The 22222-nt window shown below is 61.2% G+C and carries 15 protein-coding genes and 2 riboswitches; of the genes, 8 read left to right on the plus strand and 7 right to left on the minus strand.

The features are described from left to right. Positions 1–80: 80 nt before the first annotated feature. Positions 81–1505, minus strand: a complete 1425-nt coding sequence (locus CAL20_RS22260) for an aminotransferase-like domain-containing protein (RefSeq protein ID WP_094823279.1) — start codon at positions 1503–1505, stop codon at positions 81–83. Positions 1506–1652: 147 nt separating this feature from the next. Here CAL20_RS22260 and CAL20_RS22265 point away from each other — a divergent pair, with 147 nt between their 5' ends. From CAL20_RS22265 to CAL20_RS22300, 8 genes are all read left to right on the plus strand, one after another. After that, positions 1653–2978: an aspartate aminotransferase family protein gene (locus CAL20_RS22265; protein WP_176456591.1), complete on the plus strand. Its 1326-nt coding sequence runs from the start codon at positions 1653–1655 to the stop codon at positions 2976–2978. Positions 2979–3531: 553 nt separating this feature from the next. Beyond that, positions 3532–5043: a M81 family metallopeptidase gene (locus CAL20_RS22270; protein ID WP_094839034.1), complete on the plus strand. Its 1512-nt coding sequence runs from the start codon at positions 3532–3534 to the stop codon at positions 5041–5043. 79 nt (positions 5044–5122) lie between these two features. Continuing rightward, positions 5123–6688, plus strand: a complete 1566-nt coding sequence (locus CAL20_RS22275) for an ABC transporter substrate-binding protein (RefSeq protein WP_094839035.1) — start codon at positions 5123–5125, stop codon at positions 6686–6688. A 15-nt stretch (positions 6689–6703) separates the two neighbouring features. Further along, positions 6704–7645 carry an ABC transporter permease gene (locus tag CAL20_RS22280; RefSeq protein WP_094823282.1) on the plus strand — a complete coding sequence of 314 codons (942 nt, stop codon included), beginning with the start codon at positions 6704–6706 and terminating at the stop codon, positions 7643–7645. A gap of 2 nt (positions 7646–7647) precedes the next feature. Then, a complete protein-coding gene (locus CAL20_RS22285) occupies positions 7648–8547 on the plus strand; it encodes an ABC transporter permease (protein ID WP_094839036.1) in 900 nt (299 codons plus the stop codon). Between the two features lie 4 nt (positions 8548–8551). Beyond that, positions 8552–10213 carry an ABC transporter ATP-binding protein gene (locus CAL20_RS22290; protein ID WP_094839037.1) on the plus strand — a complete coding sequence of 554 codons (1662 nt, stop codon included), beginning with the start codon at positions 8552–8554 and terminating at the stop codon, positions 10211–10213. Between the two features lie 96 nt (positions 10214–10309). Further along, positions 10310–11788 carry a M81 family metallopeptidase gene (locus tag CAL20_RS22295; RefSeq protein ID WP_094839038.1) on the plus strand — a complete coding sequence of 493 codons (1479 nt, stop codon included), beginning with the start codon at positions 10310–10312 and terminating at the stop codon, positions 11786–11788. A 352-nt stretch (positions 11789–12140) separates the two neighbouring features. Continuing rightward, entirely contained in the window at positions 12141–14264 is a 2124-nt protein-coding gene (locus CAL20_RS22300) for a DUF945 family protein (protein ID WP_179266722.1), read from the plus strand. A 122-nt stretch (positions 14265–14386) separates the two neighbouring features. Here CAL20_RS22300 and gcvP read toward each other — a convergent pair whose 3' ends face one another. The 6 genes from gcvP to CAL20_RS22330 all read right to left on the minus strand — a co-directional run bounded on the left by gcvP (position 14387) and on the right by CAL20_RS22330 (position 22160). Continuing rightward, positions 14387–17260 carry an aminomethyl-transferring glycine dehydrogenase gene (gcvP, locus tag CAL20_RS22305; protein WP_094839040.1) on the minus strand — a complete coding sequence of 958 codons (2874 nt, stop codon included), beginning with the start codon at positions 17258–17260 and terminating at the stop codon, positions 14387–14389. A 61-nt stretch (positions 17261–17321) separates the two neighbouring features. Beyond that, entirely contained in the window at positions 17322–17699 is a 378-nt protein-coding gene (gene gcvH, locus CAL20_RS22310; RefSeq protein ID WP_094839041.1) for a glycine cleavage system protein GcvH, read from the minus strand. A gap of 61 nt (positions 17700–17760) precedes the next feature. Continuing rightward, positions 17761–18861: a glycine cleavage system aminomethyltransferase GcvT gene (gene gcvT / locus CAL20_RS22315; RefSeq protein ID WP_094823289.1), complete on the minus strand. Its 1101-nt coding sequence runs from the start codon at positions 18859–18861 to the stop codon at positions 17761–17763. 83 nt (positions 18862–18944) lie between these two features. Then, a riboswitch (glycine riboswitch) is annotated at positions 18945–19058 on the minus strand. Between the two features lie 36 nt (positions 19059–19094). Then, positions 19095–19197: riboswitch (glycine riboswitch) on the minus strand. Between the two features lie 823 nt (positions 19198–20020). Beyond that, positions 20021–20914 (minus strand): ZIP family metal transporter, encoded by an 894-nt coding sequence (locus tag CAL20_RS22320; protein WP_094823721.1) that lies wholly within the window; start codon positions 20912–20914, stop codon positions 20021–20023. Between the two features lie 37 nt (positions 20915–20951). Next, positions 20952–21566, minus strand: a complete 615-nt coding sequence (locus tag CAL20_RS22325; RefSeq protein ID WP_094823290.1) for a superoxide dismutase — start codon at positions 21564–21566, stop codon at positions 20952–20954. Between the two features lie 117 nt (positions 21567–21683). After that, entirely contained in the window at positions 21684–22160 is a 477-nt protein-coding gene (locus tag CAL20_RS22330; protein ID WP_094823291.1) for a DUF2753 family protein, read from the minus strand. Between the last annotated feature and the right edge of the window lie 62 nt (positions 22161–22222).

Raw genomic sequence — 22222 nt, forward strand, 5'->3', positions numbered from 1 at the left:
GACAGTCACTGAATCCGAAGGCGCATGCCGTCTTGCGCCTATGCAGCGGCCTGGGATTCGATCGCAGGCCGCTGTCTCGATCAGCGCTCGCCCGCCTGCATACGCTGCAAGAATCGCCATAACTGCGCGCCCTGCGAATACGCGACATTAAAGCGTATCCAGGGAATGTCCGCTTCATCGGGGTCGAAATAAGAACCCGGCGCCAGCCAGATACCGTCTTGCAACGCCAACTCGGCCAACGCATTGGCACCCGCATGCATACCGGACTCGGCCAAGCGAGCCCATAAGAACAGCCCGGCCTGCGGCCGCGACCACACCTGCATACCCAACTCATCCATCTGATGCGTCACCTGCGCATGAGCCTGAGCCAGACGCTCGCGCGTACGAACGATGTGCGCGCGGTAACGGCCCTCGCGGATCACCTGATGCACGACACGCTCCATGATCTCTGGCGAGGTCAGCCCCACCGCCATCTTCGTGCGGGCGATATCACGGATCAAATCCCGGTGCGCGGCGATGTAGCCCACGCGGACCGACGGGCTGATCACTTTGGAATAACCGCCGAGATACACCACGCGTTGCGCGCCGTCCAGCGCAGCCAATAGCGGCGCGGTACCCGGCATCAACTCGCGTGAGATATCGTCCTCGATGATCCAGAGATTATGTTGTTGCGCAGCCTGCAACACCCTGAATGCATTCGCCATGGTCATCACGGCGCCGGACGGATTTTGCAGCACCGTGTTGACGAACAATGCCCGCGGATGATGCGCCTCGGCCACCCGAGTCAACGCCTCGCAATCGAGTCCTTCCGAGGTGCGCGGCACACTGACGATCCGCAGCCCCGCCAGGCGCAACAGCGGTAGCAGGTTCGCATAACACGGCTGCTCTACCAGCACCGTATCGCCCGGTCGCAGCAAGGTACGAATCACCACATCCAGACCATGCGCTACGCCCTGCGTCAGCACCACCTGATCCATCGTCACATCCAGCCCCTGCGTCGCGAGGCTGGCCGCTACCGTTTCACGCAATGGCGCATAGCCGTACGGATGTCCATAACCTGCAATACGCAAAGCCGGCACACGCCCCAGATGCCGCAATGCTTGATGCAGGCCTTCCTCGTTCAGCCATTCGCCTGGCAACCATCCCCCGCCCGACTTGATGGGAATGGAATGGTCCGCATAAATGTCCGATAGCAGCCAGCCCGCATTCAGCCGTGGCGGCTGCCATGGCGTTGGCAATGCCTGCGCGTCCGACTTGGGCCGAGGCGCAACACGATAGCCGGCGCCGGGCCGCGCGACCAGCCACCCTTGCGCCACCAGCCGGCTATAGGCGCCCGCCACCGTAAACGTGCTGAGCTGATAGGTCCGGGCAAAATCGCGAATAGACGGCACAGGCATGCCCGAACGCAGCGTCTGGTCCCGGATGGCGCTCACGTAGGCGTCGACGACCTGGTCCACCAGCGTCGGCGCCTGATGGCGGGTACGGACAGGCTGGAAATCGAACATATCAATACAGTTGTAGAATTAAAACCAGTACAGTTCGCAAGCTTTGCACCCATTGTATATTTTCATCCTGTCCCGGCACGATCAGAATGGTTGCCATCCTGCTGCGTACCAGCGGCCCATCGCGCAGTTTCATCTGGAGCTTGCATCATGAATGCCCCCACCGATTTGCCCGACCTGTCCCATCTGTGGATGCCCTTTACCGCCAATCGGCAGTTCAAGAGCAAACCGCGCCTGCTGGCCAGCGCCAAGGGCATGTACTACACCTCGGTTGACGGCCGCCAGATCCTGGATGGCACCTCTGGCCTGTGGTGCGTCAATGCCGGCCACTGCCGCGAAGAAATCGTGCAAGCCATCGCCAGCCAAGCCGCAGAGATGGACTACGCGCCCGGTTTCCAGCTGGGGCACCCCTTGGCCTTCGAAGCCGCATCGGCCGTTGCCGCGCTCATGCCGCAGGGCCTGGACCGCATCTTCTTTACCAACTCCGGCTCCGAGTCAGTCGATACCGCACTGAAAATCGCCCTGGCCTACCACCGCGCCCGCGGCGAAGGCCAGCGCACGCGCCTGATCGGCCGTGAGCGCGGCTACCACGGCGTGGGATTCGGCGGCATCTCCGTCGGCGGCATCTCGCCCAACCGCAAGACCTTCTCCGGCGCCCTGTTGCCCGCCGTCGATCACCTGCCGCACACCCACAACCTGGAGAAAAACGCCTTCTCGAAGGGCCAACCCGCCTGGGGCGAACATCTGGCCGACGATCTCGAACGCATCGTCGCCCTGCATGACCCCTCCACGATTGCCGCCGTCATCGTTGAACCCATGGCCGGCTCTACCGGTGTCCTGGTCCCCCCTAAAGGCTACCTGGAACGCCTGCGCGCCATCACTGCCAAATACGGCATCCTGCTGATCTTTGACGAAGTCATCACCGGCTTTGGCCGCCTGGGCGCCGCCACCGCGAGCGAATACTTCGGCGTTACTCCCGACCTGATCACTATGGCCAAAGGCATCAGCAACGCAGCGGTCCCCGCGGGCGCTGTCGCCGTCAAACGCGATATCCACGACGCCATTGTCAACGGCGTACAAGGCGGCATCGAGTTTTTCCATGGCTACACCTACTCGGCCCATCCCTTGGCCGCGGCAGCCATCCTGGCCACGCTGGACATCTACCAGCGCGACAAACTCTTCACCCGCGCCCGCGAGCTTTCCGCCACCTTCGAAGCCGCCGCCCACAGTCTGAAAGGCGCCCCTCACGTCATTGACGTGCGTAACATTGGCTTGGTCACCGGCATCGAACTCGCGCCCCGTGAAGGCGCGCCCGGCGCCCGCGCTGCCGAGGCATTCCAAAAATGCTTCGACAGCGGCCTCATGGTCCGCTACACCGGCGACACCATTGCTCTCTCGCCTCCCCTGATCATCGAAGAAGCCCAGATCGCGGAGCTCTTCCAGCACATCGGCAATGCACTGAAAAGCATTGCCTGATTATCGAATCGGGCTCTGATGGAATGAGCCTGAGTACGATATCTTTCGGTGGCTTTAGTGCAGGGAAAGATCGGGTTCTTAACGCGTTTGTCGCCGCCCGGCGGGAGTCGCGGACAGGCCTGGTCGGCTGACTCACCCCCTGAACGGGGGTTCGGCCTTCGTCCGCAAAGGATTGGCGGGCCGGGGGCCAAACTCGCTTCGCTCAAACATGGCCCCCGGACTTCCCCCGCCAATCCTCTGCGGACTCGGCAGCCTCCGACAGGCCTGCCCGCGACTCCCGCCGCGCGGCGACAAACTCAGATCAGATAAGCCGAACCGTTCGCCGTTCATTGCTGCAGTCGGGGCGGAAACGCCATCGCTAAAAACAAACTCCCACGTCAAAAACAAACGCTAATTACAAAAACAAACATCTCAACAAAACGCCTTCCCCGCCTCACAGGCATGCCTCATCCAAACATCCGGGCAAAGCCTGATTGCCCATCCCTTGCATCTTCCGCAGAATCCTTATAGTCAACTACCACCAACGCACGCCCACTACAGAAGGATCGTACCGATGCGTATCGGGATAGGCGGGTTCCAGCACGAAACAAACACTTTTGCACCCTCACGCGCCACCTGGGAAGAATTCGCCGACAAAGGCGGCGGGTGGCCCAAACTAGTATCCGGTCCAGCCATGTTTGACGCCGTTGCAGGCGCCAACATCCCCATCGCTGGCTTCATCGACGCCATGCGTGCCTATACCCTCCTACCCACCACCTGGGCCGCAGCCAGCCCATCCGGACACGTCACCCGCGACGCCTACGAGCGTATCAGCGGCATGATTCTCAGCGGCCTGGAACAAGCACTCCCCCTGGACGGCGTCTATCTGGATCTGCACGGCGCGATGGTGGCCGAACATCTCGACGATGGCGAAGGCGAACTCCTGCGCCGCGTACGCGCATTAGTCGGCCCGAACGTTCCCATCGTCGCGAGCCTGGACCTGCACGCCAACGTCACGCGCGCCATGATCGCGCACGCCGACAGCCTGATCTGCTATCGCACCTATCCGCACATCGACATGGCCGAAACCGGTCAACGTGCAGCACAACTGCTCGATCGCCGATTGCACGGCATGCCGCGCCCCTACGTCGCCCTGCGCAGCATCCCTTATTTGATTTCGCTGTGCTGGCAATCGACCGACATCGAGCCCTCGAACAGCCTGTATCAGCGGCTCGAGGACCTCGAGTCTCGCGATTCCTCGATCAGCTTGTCCTTTGCCACAGGCTTTCCAGCGGCTGACTTTCCCGAATGCGCTCCCACTGTCTGGGCCTATGGCGACACACAGGCCGACGCCGACGCGGCAGCAGATGCCATGGAACGCGCCGTCCTCAATGCCGAAGCCGACTTTGGCGGCAAGATACTGAACGCCGACGAAGCAGTGCAAATGGCCATCACCCTGGCTCACACCAGCCTTCGCCCCATCGTCATTGCCGACGTCCAGGACAATCCCGGCGCAGGCGGCAGCTCAGACACTACCGGCATTTTGCGTGCACTGATACGCCACAACGCTACCAATGCAGCCATCGGTTTGATCGTGGATCCTGCGGCGGCGCTCGCTGCGCATCACGCAGGCGAAGGCAAAACCGTGCGCCTCGCGCTGGGCGGGCATTCGGGCATCCCCGACGACGAACCACTCGAAGCCGACTACATCGTCGAAAAAATTTCCGATGGCCGTTTCGACACGCACGGCGCGTTTTACCGGGGCTTTCACATGGACCTGGGCCCCAGTGCCTGCTTGCGCCTGAATGACGTACGCATTGTGGTCGCGTCCAACAAAGTTCAGATGGCGGATCAGGAAATGTTCCGCTTTGCCGGCATTGAACCCACGCGCCAGGCCATCCTCGTATTGAAAAGCTCGGCCCATTTCCGGGCCGACTTCACCCAGATTGCGCAGACTATCCTGGTGTGCGCTGCGCCCGGATCGATGCTGATGGATGCAGCACAGCAGCCATGGACACGGCTACGCCACGGCATCAGAATGGCGCCTTGCGGTCCCGCCTTTGAGGCCCGCACGGCAACACTCTGACCGTATATGCTGCCTTTGCGGCACATGCGGTCATGCGGCGGCTCTCGCTCGCCCAACAACGGAAAGAAAGGGGATTTTCATGTTGAAGTTTGTTCGTGCGGCCGCCCTGGCCGGTGCTGCGATCCTGGCAGTGGGAAGCGCCCATGCAGAAACCGCCATTCGCGCGGTCATGCATTCCCCGCTGCGATTGACCGACCCTCATGCCACCACCGCGTACATCACGACGTGGCATGGCTACATGATCTATGACACCTTGCTGGCCACCGACGCCAACAACAAAATCCAGCCGCAAATGCTGGACAAGTGGGACGTGTCGAGTGATGGCAAGACCTACACCATGACACTGCGGGCCGGCCTGAAATGGCATGACGGCCAGCCCGTCAAGGCTGAAGACTGCGTCGCCTCGATCAAGCGCTGGGCCGCCGGCGATGGCATGGGCCGCACGCTGCTGAAATTTGTCTCCAGCATTGACGTGGTCGATGACAACAGCTTTCGCATCGTCATGACCGAGCCCACGGACCTGGCCTTGCGTGCGCTCTCCAAACCCACCGGCACTGCAGCGTTCATGATGCCCAAGCGCATCGCTGAGACGCCTATCGGCAAGCCCATCACCGACATGACAGGCTCCGGCCCGTTCAAGGTCGCCGAATTCAAACCCGGCGTCAAAACGGTCTATGTCAAGAACACGGACTATGTGCCGCGCAAAGAACCCGCCAGCGGATTGGCGGGCGGCAAAGTCGTCAACGTAGACAAAGTGGTCTGGGACGTCATGCCCGATGCGCTGACCACAGCGAATGCGCTGTTGGGCGGCGAGCTCGACTACGTCGAACAGTTCCCGTATGACCTCTTGCCCATGCTGGATGGCAACGACGAATTCAAGGTCGAGTCGCTCAGCCCGGTAGGCTATTTCACGATGTATCGCTTCAATTTCAAGTACCCGCCCTTCGACAATAAGAAAATCCGCCAGGCCGCCATGTATGCGATCGGCCAGGAAGACGTCATGAAGGCACTGGTAGGCAATCCGAAGTATTACCAGACCTGCGCCTCGCTCTGGGGCTGCGGCACGCCGTTTGAAAGCGATATCGGCAAAGATGTCGTCGTACCGTCCAACATCGATAAAGCCAAGGCGCTACTCAAAGAAGCCGGGTACGACAACACGCCTATCTTGGTCATGCACGCGACCGACGTCGGCACCCTCAGCCCGCAACCCGTCGTCATGGCGGAGGCGCTGCGCAAAGCCGGCTTTAACGTGAACCTGGCCGCCATGGACTGGCAAAGCGTCGCCACTCGACGCGCGTCGAAGGCCGCACCGGATGCTGGCGGCTGGAACATCCACAACACCAACTGGTACGCCACCGACATCATGGACCCGGTGCGCTCGGCCCCTGCATCGGCCAATGGCGACAGTGCCTGGTTCGGCTGGCCGAATTTCCCGGAAATCGAAGCCTTGCGCACCAAGTTCGCGTTGACCTCGGATCCCGCCGAACAAAAGAAAATCGCCGACGAAGCGCAACGCATCGGTATCGACGAGGGCCTGTATGTGCCGCTGGGTCAGATGTCTGTTCCCACCGCGTACTCCGTCAAACTCAGCGGGCTGGTGCACGCACCGATCATGGCGTTCTGGAACGTCAAGAAAGCTCCTTGATCCGGTAGCCCCGTCATGCTGGCTTTTATTCTGCGCCGACTCCTGGCCACCATTCCGGTACTCATCCTGGTTGCCGTGGTCGTCTTTGCCATCTTGCGTCTGAGTCCTGGCGATCCGGCTGTCATCATGGCCGGCGACGGGGCCACGCCCGAACGCATCGAGCAGATACGCCAGGTGATGGGGCTGGATCAACCGCTGTTCAAACAGTTCTTTCTTTGGGCCGGCCGCCTCGTACAGGGCGATTTCGGCACGTCATTGATGTCGGGCGTGCCTGTACGGCAGTTGATCGGGCAACGTCTGGAACCCTCGCTCAGCCTCGCTGTGCTGACACTGGTGTTCACGCTGATCGTGGCGCTGCCGCTGGGCATTCTGGCCGCCTGGAAACAGGGCCGCTTGCTCGACCGCATGGTCATGGGATTTTCCGTATTGGGTTTTTCCGTGCCGGTCTTCGTGACAGGGTATCTCTTGATCTGGGGCTTCGCGATCGAACTGAACTGGTTCAAGGTGCAAGGCTATACGCCCTTATCCAGCGGTTTCTGGCCCTTTCTCCATCGGTTGATTTTGCCTGCGCTGGCGCTTTCTACCATCTACATTGCACTGATTGCGCGCATCACCCGCACCAGCGTCATCGAAGTCATGGGCGAAGACTTCATCCGCACTGCACGCGCAAAAGGCTTGGGCGAAACCGGCGTATTGCTGGGACATGCGCTACGCAATGCGGCCGTACCCATCGCCACGGTGATCGGCGTGGGCATTGCCTTGTTGATCAGTGGCGTCGTCGTCACGGAGTCGGTGTTTAACATCCCTGGCCTGGGACGTCTGGTGGTCGAGGCGGTGTTGGCGCGCGATTATCCGGTCATTCAAGGGCTGACGCTGTTCTTTGCCTTTGTATATGTGTTCATCAATCTGGTCGTCGATTGCGCCTATACGCTGTTCGACCCGCGCATCAGGTACTGACCATGGCCACCCCGCCCAACGTCGCCGCCCCTGCCGTTCAGGCACCCGACATAGCGCCACGATCCACGGCATGGCATCGCGTGCGGCAGGGATTCAAAAGCTGGCCTGTGCTGCTGGCGCTGGCGATTCTGCTCATCATCACGGCGGCCGCGCTGTTGGCTCCTTGGCTAGGGACAGTCGACCCGACTGCCCTGGACCCTGGCCAGCGGCTCAAACGGCCCTTTACCGAAACCTTGCTGGGAACAGACGCGTTTGGCCGTGATCTCTGGTCCCGCATCGTGTACGGCGCACGCGTCTCGCTCATCACCGGCCTGGGCGCCGCGGTCATCAGTGTCGCCCTGGGCTTGATCATCGGCCTGCTCGCAGGCTGGTTCCGTCGATTGGACGGATTCATCATGCGCGTCATGGACGCGATCATGGCGATCCCGGGAATCTTGCTGGCGATCTCGTTGGTCGCCGTCACCGGCGCGAGTCTGACCACGGTCCTGGTGGCCGTCACCATTCCAGAAATTCCTCGCGTCGTACGCCTCGTACGCGGCCAGATTCTCAGCGTACGCGGCGAGCCCTACGTCGAGGCTGCGCTGGCGCTGGGCACACCATTGCCGCTGCTGTTGTGGCGCCATATGGTGCCCAGCACGATTGCTCCGCTCACCGTGCAAGGTACCTACGTATTCGCCTCGGCCATGCTGACAGAGGCCATTCTCAGTTTTCTGGGGGCAGGCATTCCGCCGGAAATTCCGTCCTGGGGCAACATCATGTCCGAGGGTCGCATGTACTTTCGAATGCTGCCTGGCCTGATTCTGTTCCCCGGCCTGTTTCTGTCGCTCACGGTGCTCAGTGTCAACATTCTGGGTGATGCGTTGCGCGACGCACTCGACCCCAAAATGGTACGCAGGATCTAACGTCATGCCCTATTCCCCGTACCCCCCTGCCGGAGACACCTCGGACGCGGTCCTGGCCATTCGCAACCTGTCCGTGACGGTTGCCGGCACTGACAAACAGGTCGTCCGCAATCTGAGCCTGGATGTGCGTGCAGGCGAAACCGTCTGCGTAGTCGGCGAATCAGGATCGGGCAAATCGGTCAGTTCATTGGCCGTCATGGGGTTGCTGCCGCCCGGCGCGCTCAAACCCAGCGGCGCCATTCGCGTCGAAGGCGAGGACGTCCTCAGCGCAACGCCGCAGCGTTTGCGCGAGATGCGCGCCACCCGTATGGCCATGGTGTTTCAAGAGCCCATGACCGCGCTCAACCCCGTACACACCGTGGGCCGCCAGGTCGATGAGGTTCTGCGGCTGCATCGCCGGCTGTCGCGTGCCGAGCGGCGCGAGAAAGTACTGAACATGTTCCGTTCGGTACATCTGCCAGACGTCGAGCGCATTTATGACTCGTACCCGCATCAACTCTCTGGCGGTCAGCGCCAGCGTATCGTCATCGCAATGGCGCTCATTCTGGAGCCTCGCCTGCTGATCGCCGACGAGCCGACCACGGCTCTGGATGTCACCACGCAAAAACAAATCCTCGCACTGATCAAAGAACTGCAGACCGAACACCAGACCGCGGTCTTGTTCATCACGCATGATTTTGGCGTCGTCGCAGAAATCGCCGACCGCATTGTGGTCATGAATCGAGGCGATCTGATCGAGTCCGGTACACGCGACGATATTCTGGCGCGCCCCGAACAAAGCTATACCCGCCGCTTGGTATCGTCCGTGCCCAGCCTGGTCCCATTGCGTCGCGACGCGCCGACGGGCGATCCGGTATTGCGGGTGCAGGGACTCGGGCGCACCTACATCGACAAACGTTCATTCTGGTCCGGCGGCCTGCGCCAAGTGCCCGCCGCGCAAGACGTCAATCTGGTACTGCACAAGGGCGAGATCCTGGGTATCGTGGGCGAATCCGGTTCCGGCAAATCCACCGTCGCGCGTTGCATCATGCGCTTGATCGAGCCCACGACAGGCAAAGTATTGATGGGCAACGACGATATCGCCGCGTTATCGGGCACTGCGCTCAGACCGGTACGCCAGCGTATTCAGATCGTTTTTCAGGATCCTTATCGCTCGCTGAATCCACGCCGCAAAGTTGGCGAATCCATTATCGAGGGCCTGCTGAATTTCGGCACCCCACGCGATCAGGCTACTGCAAAGGCCGTCGACACATTGCGCGTCGTCGGGCTCGATGCTGAGGCCATGGATCGCTATCCCCACCAGTTTTCCGGCGGACAACGGCAGCGCATCTGCATCGCCCGCGCCTTGGTGATGGAACCCGAAGTCCTCGTTGCCGACGAGGCCGTCTCGGCATTGGATGTCTCGGTGCAGGCCCAAGTATTAGGCTTGCTGGAACAAATCCGCCAACGCACCGGCGTAGGCGTGTTGTTCATTACGCACGACCTGCGAGTCGCGGCGCAAATCTGCGACACGATCCTGGTCATGCAACGCGGGCAAGTCGTAGAAACGGGCGCAGCAGAAACCGTGCTCACGCAGCCAACACACGATTACACCCGCGCCCTGATCGATGCTGCGCCCGGGCGCGGATGGGATTTTCAGCATTTCCGGCCTCTGGCCGCTGCGTGACGATGACGGCCGATGAGCATAGCGGTTTTCCGGCTTTGCGATCTCTCTCACCGACTTCGACTCTCTCTTCATTGATAGGTTAATAAGGACTTCGACATGCGTTGGCTACTGGCAATGATCAAGCATGAAACCAATACCTTTTCTCCTGTGCCCACGCCGCTCGAGCGATTCTTTCGCGGCAGCCCCGAGATCCTGGCGGGCGAGCGCGCCGTTCGCGCCTACGAAAACACCGATAGCGGCCTGGGAGGCTATATAGAGGTCGCACGCCGCGAAGGCGCCGAGATCACCATCCCCGTCGCCGCGGAATCGTGGCCCAGCGCCCCCACTGATGCAGACACTTACGCGCGCTTGTGCGAACTCATCCTGGATGAGGTCAGACGCGGCGGCTACGACGCCATCCTGCTCGATCTGCACGGCGCGATGGTGGCAGAGGGCGTAGAAGACGCAGAGGGCAATCTGCTGCGCCGCCTGCGCGAGATCGACCCTGACACGCCTGTGGGCGTCACGCTGGATATGCATGCCAACATCTACGACGACATCGTGCGCCACGCCACCGTCGTCACCGGATTTCATACCTACCCCCACGTTGACATTCGCGCCGCGGGCGTTCGCGCGGCCGATACGATTGCACGCACGCTGAAAGGCGAAATTCGCCCCGTGATGACATGGGCCAACAAACCGATGCTGCCGCACATCATGTGCCAGGGCACCCATGCCGAGCCGAACAAATCCCTGCAGCAACGCTGCGAAGCACTGGAATCGCAGGATAGCGTTCTCGCGGCTTCTGTATTTGTCGGTTTTCCCCACGCAGACATTCGCGAGGCGGGCCTGAGCGCCGTCATCTGCACCGACGGCGACCTGCCTGCCGCCGAACGTTATCGCGACGAGTTGCTGGACACAGCCTGGAACGCACGCGAACAATGGGTCTTTCACTGCGAGCCCCTGGCTCCGGCCATCACCCGCGCAAAGGCCATCGCACAAGGCCCTGTCGTCTTGCTGGATCATTTTGACAATACGGGCTCGGGCGGCACGATGGACACCACCGAAGTCCTCGCCGAGATCCTGCGCCAGGACCTGAAAAACGTGGCCTTCTATGCGCTGTGCGACCCCGAAGCCGCCCAACAAGCCGCCGCCGCCGGGGTAGGTACCGAGATCACTTTGAACCTGGGCGGCAAAATGCCCATGCCCGCGCTCAAACAGCAAAGCCGGACCCTGTCTGTCACCGGTCGCGTCAAGCTGATCTTTGACGGCGTCTACCTGAACCGCGGCCCCATGTATCGCGGCGTACGCAACGACACCGGACTCACCGTCGTCTTCGACACCGGCAATGTCGAAGTCGTCCTGATCTCGCGCCACCAGGAACCTTTTGACATCAACTGCCTGCTCTCGGCGGGCATAGACCCCCTGCAGAAAAACTATGTGGTCCTGAAAAGCCGCGTTCACTGGCGAGCCGGCTTTTCCGATCTGGCGACCGACATCATCGAATGCACCGGGGTGGGCGTCACTACCTCCGACTACAGCCAATTGGAATTCAAACACGTGCGACGCCCGATTTATCCCCTGGACCCGCTTTAAACAAAAACGGATTGCGTCAACATCGACAGGATCGCGCCCGCGTGTTCCGCGGGTCCGAATTGGGGGCATCAAAGCAGGCTGTGCCCCCTGTACATCTTCGATTCCAGCACCTACAGTGGCCTCGTTGCCCCAAAATCCCTTCGCTATGCTCCCTGCCGATCTCTTACCGTCGTCGGCGAGATCCCTGTAGTCAGGCCAGATGTTATTTGTTTACCCTAGACACGACTTGTAATGTAGTTCTCAGAACGCGCTGACTACACCTCGTTATACTCACCGCGGGCGAGTATCGCTCCTGCCGGGACGGCGCACCATCGCCGTCCCGGCAGCATGCAAACAATAAATGGACGAAAAAATGAAAAAGGTAGTAGGGATCACGACGGGCGTGGTCGTCATCGCAGTTGCGGGCTGGCTCGGCGCCACGTGGTACACCGGCAAGCGCATCCAAACTGAAGAGCCTGTGCGCCTGACGGAACTCAACAAAGAGTTGGCCAGCGCATTGGGCGGTACAGGCTTTGGCGTCACGATCAGTCAGATTTCCTACGACCGCCATTTTTTCAGCAGCGACGTCCGTTATGGCATCCAGCTGACTAAAGTCCCAGGCGAAGAAACGCCGCCCAAAGGCATGGTGGAAATTGTCGGCCGCATTGAACACGGCCCCTTCCCCAAAGGTGCCTTGGCCCGTGGCCAATGGCTGCCCAAGCTGGCTTTCGTTCATAGCGAAGTCGCCTCAAATGATCTCGTCAAGCCCTTGTTCGAACTGACCAAGGGCGTCTCGCCGCTGGTCGGTGACACGATCTTGTCTTACAACGGCGACGGCGTCGGCACGGCCACGATCGCCCCTATCGAGTACGCTCCGCAAACGGACCAGTCCGTCAAGTTCAGCGGCGCCCAATTCGAAGGCAGCTTTGTACGCGCCACCAAACACGCTGTCGGCACCGGCAAGATCAACCAACTGGCTCTGCAATTGACCGAGGACGACGAAGGCCGGAAGGTCAATGCGAACATCACCGGCATGACGATGGACGTCGATAGCCAGCAGGGCAAATTCGGCTTTGGCGTAGGCAGCTCCGGCGCCAAATTCGATAACATCATGATCGAGATCGAAGAGCCGCTGGATCCCTACGCGGACGAAACATCGGACGCTGAAGAAGAAGCCGCCCGAGCCGCCGAAGAAGCCGCCCAAGCCGCCGACGAGGCAGCCAATGCCGCGCAGAATCCGAGCGCAGAAAGCCAGGCACCGGCTCAACCCGAACAGCCGGCCCAGCCTGAACAGGCGGCTCAGGCCCCCGCGGCAACCGTCAAGACCAAGATCGAACTGAAGGATCTGGCTTACACCGCAAAAATCGCCGAACAAGACACCACCATCAACGTCGCGGCCGATTACAAAATCGGCCAGATCGCCGTCAATGGCAGCGATTTCGGCAAGGGCCATGCCACGATCAAATTCGACAAGATCGACGGCAAAGCCGCAAAAGCACTGTCCGATCTTTATAACGAAATGCTGACCAAGGTCGCCAACGGTACGGAAGACAGCTCGGCGGACGGCGCGCAGGCGATCGAACTCGTCAACCAGGCTATCCAATTGCTGGCCGCCAACCCGACCATGCGCGTCGATCCTTTCGTATGGGAAACCGCCAAAGGCCAGAGCAACCTGAACCTGGCCATCGAACTGACCAAACCCGCCGGCCTGGTTGCGGGCAAGGAACTGCCAGACGATGCCAAGCAACTATTGCAGCAATCCGTCAAGCTGATCGACATGAAGGTCTCGGTGTCCAAGCCCATGGTGCAGGGCCTGGCCGCGCAGTACTTGCAAGGTGAAGGAATAGACGCGGCAGCCGCTGCCAAGGAAGCCGCCGACCAGGTAACCTCCATGGCCGGCATGGCCGAGATGTTCGGCATCGCCAAGACCGATGGCGACAATGTCGTGAGCACGTTCCACTATGCCGACGGCAAGGCCAACCTGAATGGCGAAGAAGTTCCCGCCGACGAGCTTTTTGGCGCCCTGCTGAGCAGTGTCGAGGACGACGAGTATGGCGAGGAAACCGAAAACACCCTGCTGAATTCGCTGGATCCTGCTCAGATCGGTCAAATGGTCAGTGACATAGGCTTTGACTACGAACTCGGCACCACGGAATACGACACGCCCGTGCTGAAGATCGATGGCACCAACGAAGGCGCCAAGAACGTCGAGATCCTGTTCAACGATTGCGAGACCGAATCCTCGTGCACCGACATGCAAATGCGCATCACCGTCGCCACGCCTTACCCCGTGCCGATGCGCGTGCTCAACGAATGGAATCAAACCAACCGCCTGACGCGCGCCTACTGGGACGCTGACAACAAAGTCGCCACGATGGAAATGGACGTCAACGCCTACGGCGGCGTCGGCCAAGACAATGTGGAATTCACAGTACAGATGTTCCTGGCCAATGTGTCGATGTTCACCAACACGATAAAAGAAGCGCCTCGTAAATAAGCACTGACATGATGCCGGCCCCGCCGGCATCGCCAAACAAAAACGCCCGCCGACTATTCAATCGGCGGGCGTTTTTACGTTGACGCGCGCTATCTGCGCGGCGCCATCGTCACACTACGATGTCACGCATACGCCTCGATAGGCAAACACGCGCACACCAGATTGCGATCACCGTAGGCGTTATCCACACGCGCCACAGGAGGCCAGTACTTGGTCTCGCGCAGAGACTCGACCGGATACGCGGCTTGCTGGCGCGGATAGTCGTGGTGCCATTCTTCGGCCAACAGCATCTGCGCCGTGTGCGGAGCGTTCTTCAGCACGTTGTCATCGCGATCACGCTCACCCCGTTCGATTTGCGCGATCTCTTCACGGATGGAGATCATGGCATCGATAAAGCGATCCAGTTCTGCCAGGCCTTCGGACTCGGTCGGCTCGACCATCAGTGTTCCTGCCACGGGGAAGCTCATCGTAGGCGCGTGGAAACCATAGTCCATCAAGCGTTTGGCGATGTCCTCGGCGCTGATGCCAGTCGTATCCTTCAGCGGACGCACATCCAGAATGCATTCGTGCGCGACACGGCCATTACGGCCGGTGTACAGCACCGGATAATGATCACGCAACCGTGCAGCCAGATAGTTCGCATTCAGGATCGCCATCTCGGTCGCGCTACGCAGACCGTCGGCTCCCATCAGCGCAATGTAGGCAAACGAAATCGGCAAAATGCTGGCCGAACCAAACGGGGCAGCAGACACCGGGCCGACTTCGGCTTCGCCATCCAGCTTGCCCTGCGCATTCAACACGCCCGGCAGATACGGCGCCAAGTGCGAACGCACGGCCACCGGACCGACACCGGGCCCGCCACCGCCGTGCGGAATGCAGAACGTCTTGTGCAGGTTCAGGTGCGAGACATCGGAACCGAATTTCCCGGGCTGGGCGACGCCGACCATGGCGTTCATGTTGGCGCCGTCCAGATAGACCTGGCCGCCGGCCTGATGCACCAGATCGCAAATCTCGGTGATGGATTCTTCGAACACACCGTGGGTCGACGGATAGGTGATCATCAAGGCAGCCAGACGATCGCCCACCTGTTCGACCTTCGCGCGCAAGTCGGCGATATCGACGTTGCCATTGGCGTCAGAGGCCACCACCACCACGCTCATTCCCACCAACTGTGCGGATGCGGGATTGGTGCCGTGCGCCGAGGCCGGGATCAAACACACATCGCGCTGCGATTGGCCATTGGCGCGGTGATAACCGCGGATTGCCAGCAAGCCCGCGTACTCTCCTTGCGCGCCCGAGTTCGGCTGCAGGCTGATATCGTCATATCCAGTGATTTCGCACAGCGCGTCAGACAGGCGCTGCACCAATTCACGATAGCCCTGGCTTTGATCCACCGGCGCATAGGGATGGATCTGCGCAAACTCCGGCCACGTGATCGGAATCATCTCGGCCGTCGCGTTCAGCTTCATCGTGCACGAACCCAATGGAATCATGCTGCGATCCAGGGCCAGGTCCTTGTCGGACAGCTTGCGCAGATAACGCAGCATGTCGGTTTCGGACTGCACGCTGGAGAACACCGGGTGCGACAGAATCGCACTCTTACGTTGCACCGCCGCGGGAATCCCGCCAGCCGCCTTGGCGTCCAAAGCGTCGATGTCCAGCGCCACGTCGTCTTTTTCCAGACCCGCGGCAAAGACATTCACCAAAGCCTGTAAATCGGCGGCAGTCACCGTCTCGTCCAGCGAGACCGACAAGCGTGCGCCATCGACGCGTCGCAGATTGATGTGCTCGCACTCTGCGGCCACGACCAACGCGGGCGTCGCCGCCCCCGTTTCCAGCAGCAGCGTGTCAAAGAACGTGTCGTTGACGACCTTGATCCCCAATTGCGTCAGCGCCGTGCGCAAAATCGCCGTGTAGCGCTGCACGCGCGTGGCGATGCGACGGATGCCCTCGGGACCATGCCATACGGCGTACAAGCCCGCCATCACGGCCAGCAGCACCTGCGCCGTGCAAATATTCGACGTCGCTTTCTCGCGGCGGATATGCTGTTCGCGCGTCTGCAATGCCAGACGCAATGCCGGATTGCCCTGCGCATCTTTCGACACGCCGACCAAACGGCCCGGCATATTGCGCTTGAAGGCGTCTTTGCAGGCCATGAAGCCCGCGTGCGGGCCGCCGAAACCAAACGGCACCCCAAAGCGCTGCGACGAACCTACTGCAATGTCCGCGCCCCATTCGCCCGGCGGTGTCAACAACGCCAGCGCCAGCAAGTCCGTCGCGCACGCGACAACGGCGCCTTGTGCATGCGCGGCCTCGGCCAACGCACGATAGTCCGTGACTGCGCCCAGGCTGTGCGGATACTGCAGCAATACGCCAAAGCATTCCGGCAAACCTTGCGCCTCATCGCCTACGGCGATCTCGATACCCAGACCTTCGGCACGCGTGCGCACGACTTCGATCGTTTGCGGATGGCAGTGCGCCGAAACAAAGAACACCGGGCTGGCCGATTTGGAACCACGGCGCGCCAGCGTCATGGCCTCGGCAGCCGCTGTCCCCTCGTCCAGCAGCGACGCATTGGAAATATCCAGGCCCGTCAGATCAGCCACCATGGTCTGGTAGTTCAACAGGGCTTCCAGACGGCCTTGCGAGATCTCGGGCTGATAAGGCGTATACGCCGTGTACCAAGCAGGATTCTCCAGCACGTTGCGCAACACCACATTCGGCGTGTGCGTGCCGTAATACCCCTGGCCGATGTAATTGCGGTAGATGCGGTTGCGGCCGGCGATGGCCTTGAGCTCGGCCTGCACATCGGGCTCGCTGCGCGAGGCAGGCAGCGCTAAAGGCGCCTGGCTGCGAATCGCGGGCGGCACCACCTCGTCAAGCAAGGTGTTCAGACTGTCGCAGCCAACGGCCGCGAGCATTTTTTCCTGATCCCCCTGCGAGGGACCAATATGACGAGGAATGAAATCGGAATGGGTATCTAGGGCGCGCGACATGAGAGGTCTCGGTACAGAAAAATGGCCGCGCAGGCGCAGCGCCCGCGCGGCGTCAACCAGATCAGCCGTTGGCGACGGCTTCGTAGCCGGCGGCGTCCAACAGCTTGTCGGCGTCAGCGGCGTTGTCCGGCTTGATTTTGTAGATCCAGGCGGTATAGGGCGATTCGTTGATCAGGTTCGGCGTGTTTTCCAGCGCTTCGTTAAAGGCCACGATCTCGCCCGTCACAGGGGCGTAGATATCGGAGGCGGCCTTGACCGACTCGACCACGCCAGCGGTCTCGCCAGCCTTGAGCTTGGTGCCTACGTTGACATCGCCAACGAAGACGAGATCGCCCAGTTGCTCCTGGGCGTTGTCGGTAATGCCGACGACGAACACGTCGCCTTCGGCGAGCACCCATTCATGGGACTCAGTGTATTTACGATCGGTGGGCAGGCTCATAAAAGCTCCTAAAAATTGGGTCGCGCCTGCGCCGGCACCCCTGCCAGCGCATGGCGGCAGTTTACGAGTGTTCGACGGCTTTGCCGTGACGCACGAATGGTAATTTGGTTACCAGGGCGGGTACCCATTTGCCGCGGATCTCGACTTCGACCGTCTGACCGGGCTCGACGCCCAGAGGAACGCGGGCAAAACCCACGGATACGCCCAAGGTCGGCGACATAGTGCCGCTGGTGAGCTCGCCCGCGCCCTGCGGCGTACGCACCGCCATATGGGCACGCATCACGCCGCGATCCTGGAGCTTGAGCCCCACGAATGCGCACGGCGTTGCGAATTGTTCCAACGCATCGCGGCCAACGAAACGGCGCGCCGCGTCTTTCAGAGAAACGGTCCAGGACAGCCCTGCCTGATTCGGCTGGGTCAATTCGTCCATGTCCTGGCCGTAGAGATTCATGCCAGCCTCCAGGCGCAGCGTGTCGCGCGCACCCAGACCGCAGGGACGCACGCCCTGAGCGGCCAGATCGTTCCACAATGCCACGACCTCGGCGGCGGGCAGGACGATTTCGAAACCATCCTCGCCGGTATAGCCGGTACGCGCCACCAGGGTGTCGTCGGCCACCTCGGCAGCCACGAAGGGAGTCAACGGCTCGGTCGCAGCCTGCCATGCCGGACGCGCAGCCCAGACTTTGGCGCGGGCGTTGGGACCCTGCACGGCCACCATTGCGAGATCTCGGCGGGGAGTAATCGTCACGTCGAACTGCCCGGCGGCCGCCACGCGGCGCATCCAGGCGATGTCTTTGTCAGCCGTGCCGGCATTGACCACCACACGCCACTGATCCGCGGCAAAGAAATAGACGATCAAATCGTCCACAATGCCGCCCTGGGGGTTCAGCATGCAGGTATAGAGCGCTTTGCCCGGCACCGTCAGTTTGGCGACATCGTTGGCCACCAGACGCTGCAGAAATTCGGTCGCCTGGGGACCGGCGACATCGGCATTCAACATGTGCGACACGTCAAACATGCCCGCGTCGCGGCGCACGGCGTGGTGTTCTTCCAGTTGCGATCCGTACGCCAACGGCATATCCCAGCCGCCAAAATCGACCATGCGCGCGCCAGCGGCGACATGGGTCTCGGCCAAGGGGGTACGTTGAAGAACAGCAGACATGAACAGGCTCCAGGGTGGCGGCATCGCCTCGAGGTTACGGAATGCCGGTCTGGATGCGGAAAGCGCCAGAAACCAGCTGGATTTTCCGCCCCTCTGTCCTTTTGCCTGAGAGTTGCCCCGCGTTGTGCGGGTTTGCACCTTCGGCGCCTGGGCTACGCACGGAATCCGCGGCGCCAGGTCTCTCCAGAGTGCTGTGTCAGCGACCTGCCTTGGCCCAAGGCCAGAGAGGAAACTGATGCGTCGCGGTATGGGTTACCTGAGCGATTCCGGGCGAATTGCGCCTTCGGCGGCGACCCTATACCTTGGTGGTGGGCCGCTCTCTCCCGCGACGAACATGACAGCGGAGTGAAGCATACCGCGAAAAGCGGGGTGCCGACTAGCGGCGGCGTGCCGGTTTTCCATACTCGAGACAGTTGGATATCAAAAAGCCTCCGAGGGGGGCAGTAAGCCGTAAGGCGCGGCGTGGGGCTTTTTTGCCGCCGGGCCGCCCCGAGGCAAAAACGCCCCCTTGGGGGGCAGCAAGCCGAAGGCGCGGCGTGGGGGCTTTTTTTACGCCACGGTTGTAGTCTGTGGCATGCGTAGTGTGGAGTTCTTTTGGCGCAGGAGGTCGGCGTGTAAAAGCCCCACCGGGCCTATCGCCGCGACTCGGCCCATGACCAGGGGCCTCGGCCCGCTTCGCGGGCTAAATCGCGGCTCAACGGCCCGGTGGGGCTTTTACACGCCAACCTCCTGCTCGCAATGTCTTCCGGTGACGGATGTCATGCGCTTTGCTGCATCAACTCTGTTGTGTTGAGTTCACGATGGCCGAATGGCACTAGCTCAACCCACCGCATTGCCAAAGTCGGTTTCGAAAAACACGGATGGCAATCAGCCCTCGTTGCATTCCCTCATCATGAGTCCCTGTCGCGTGCCTGGGCGTGGTGCCGGGCCGTTGAGCACGGATTCAGTCCGCGCAGCGGACCGAGGCCCCTGGTCACGGGCCGAGTCCGTGCGATAGGCCCGGCGCCACGCCCAGGCACGCGACAGGGACGCCTTCAAAAAGACAATCTAAGAGCAGCAAACGCCCACAACACCAACAGCGATAAAAAAATGCCACTCAGCGCTTCACTGACCAGCATTTCCCGTTTGGGCGAGGCGAGCTGCATTTGGCGCAGCTGATTTACCCCAGCGCAGTATCCAGCAACATCATCAGGACAAAACCGATCATCAGGCCCCCGGTCGCAAAAACCTCGTGGCCCTTGCGGTGGGATTCCGGAATGATTTCATGACTGATGACAAACAACATGGCGCCCGCCGCAAAGCCCAGCCCCCAGGGCAGCAGCTCCGCGGACCAGCCGACCACGAGGGCTCCTACGACCGCTCCCAAGGGCTCCACGAGCCCCGACAGCATGCCGAGCGCCACGGAAAACGCCCGGCTATAGCCCGCCGACAGCAACGCCAGCGCCACCACCAGCCCTTCGGGCACGTCCTGGATCGCGATCCCGGTCGCGAGCGCGCTGCCTTGTACCGGGTCATTACCCACATATCCAACGCCGATAGCCAGGCCCTCGGGCAGGTTATGCAGCGCAATGGCAAACACAAACAGCCAGGTGCGGCGCAAACGGTGCACCTCGATGCCTTCTTTGCCTTTGATGAAATGTTCGTGGGGCAAGAGACGATCCATCGTCAACAACACCGCCGCACCCAATAGAATCGCGCCGCCGACGATGAAACCCGAGCCCCAGGGCCCATGCCCCAACTGGCCGGCGGCTTCCAGACCTGGCGCCACCAGGGAAAAGGCGCAGGCCGCCAACATGACGCCCGCGCCAAATCCAAACATCGTGTCCTGGACCTTGTCGGACAGGGTTTGCGAGAACATCACCGGGACCGTCCCCAGCGCCGTCGCGCCCGCTGCCAGCAATCCGCCCGCCAATGCATTGGCGACATGCGGCGCACGCGGCAACAGATATTCCCACAACGCGTAGGCGCCCAGACACGCGACCAGAACAGCCAGTGTCCAGATACTGACGCTGGTCAGTTGCGGGCGAATACGGTGACGGCTGAATGTGTTCATCAAAACCCTGCGCAAAGGATGCAGCACAAACCGGTACTCAGGCCACGGCGGCCTCGTAGCGGCGGGCCACTTCGGCCCAGTCAATCACATTGAAAAACGCACCGATGTATTCCGGGCGGCGGTTCTGGTATTTCAGATAATACGCGTGTTCCCAGACATCGAGGCCCAACACCGGAGTATTACCCTGCATCAGGGGGCTGTCCTGGTTCGCCGAGCTTTCCACCACCAGCTTGCCTTGCGGCGTGACGCTCAGCCAGGCCCAGCCACTGCCGAAACGAGTCAAGGCCGCCTTGGTAAAGGCGTCACGGAACGCCTCGACGCCACCCAGATCAGCGTCGATCGCGGCCGCCACGCGGCCCTGGGGCTGGCCGCCGCCTTTGGGAGACATGACCGTCCAGAACAAACTGTGGTTGGCGTGGCCGCCCCCGTTATTGCGGACGGCGCCGCGCACGGCCTCGGGCAGGCTGTCGATACGGGCGATCAGTTTCTCGACCGGCTCATCCGTCGGCAGGCCGGCGCCTTCCAATGCGGCATTCAGGTTGTTGATATAGGTCTGGTGATGCTTGGTGTAGTGAATCTCCATCGTCTGCGCATCGATGTGCGGTTCGAGCGCATCATAGGCATAGGGTAGATCGGGCAAGGTATAGGGCATGGCAAATCTCCTGTTCGAGCTCCCGAAGGAGCGGTTCGGATGCCGAGATCAATCGGCCGTAGTGAAATACGTAGCGCCTCTGGCAACAACTGGAGGCGCTGGATATTTCCTTGAGATTCAATGCTGCGGCTGCGTCTGGTCGCGCCACACCAGCGCGGCGGCACGGCGGGCGCGATCATGATCCGGGTGACGCTGCAAAAACTGCAGCAGCTCCGCATAGGTCACACGCCCATGGCGCCAGGCTGCCTCGCGCCAGCACTCCGGCAAGACATAGTCCAACGCGATTTCATGCAGCAATTCATGTGCCCGACAGGCGTGGGCGGCGGCCAACTCAAACTGGCCGGTCTGCTCGTATAGCGTCAACAGGTTGTGATGCGACACCACGAGCGCGGCCAATGCGGCTTCAACATCGTCCGACTGCCCCGGCAAGGTATCGGCCAGGCTCAATGCCGCACGGTATTGCGTCAGCGCCGCAGCGTAGTCGCCCCGCTCATAGGCACGATTGCCGCGCAACGTCGCCCGTTGCCAAACGCCAAGGCAAGACGTCGTCGCAGGAGGCGGCACAGTGGCGGGCCTGGGTTGAATTTGGACCATCGAGACTCTCCGTCAGGATGAAATTATCAATAAAGATAACTCAAATGATAGTCATTTTTATT

The organism is Bordetella genomosp. 4 (assembly GCF_002261185.1).
Classification (GTDB): Bacteria; Pseudomonadota; Gammaproteobacteria; order Burkholderiales; family Burkholderiaceae_B; genus Bordetella_A.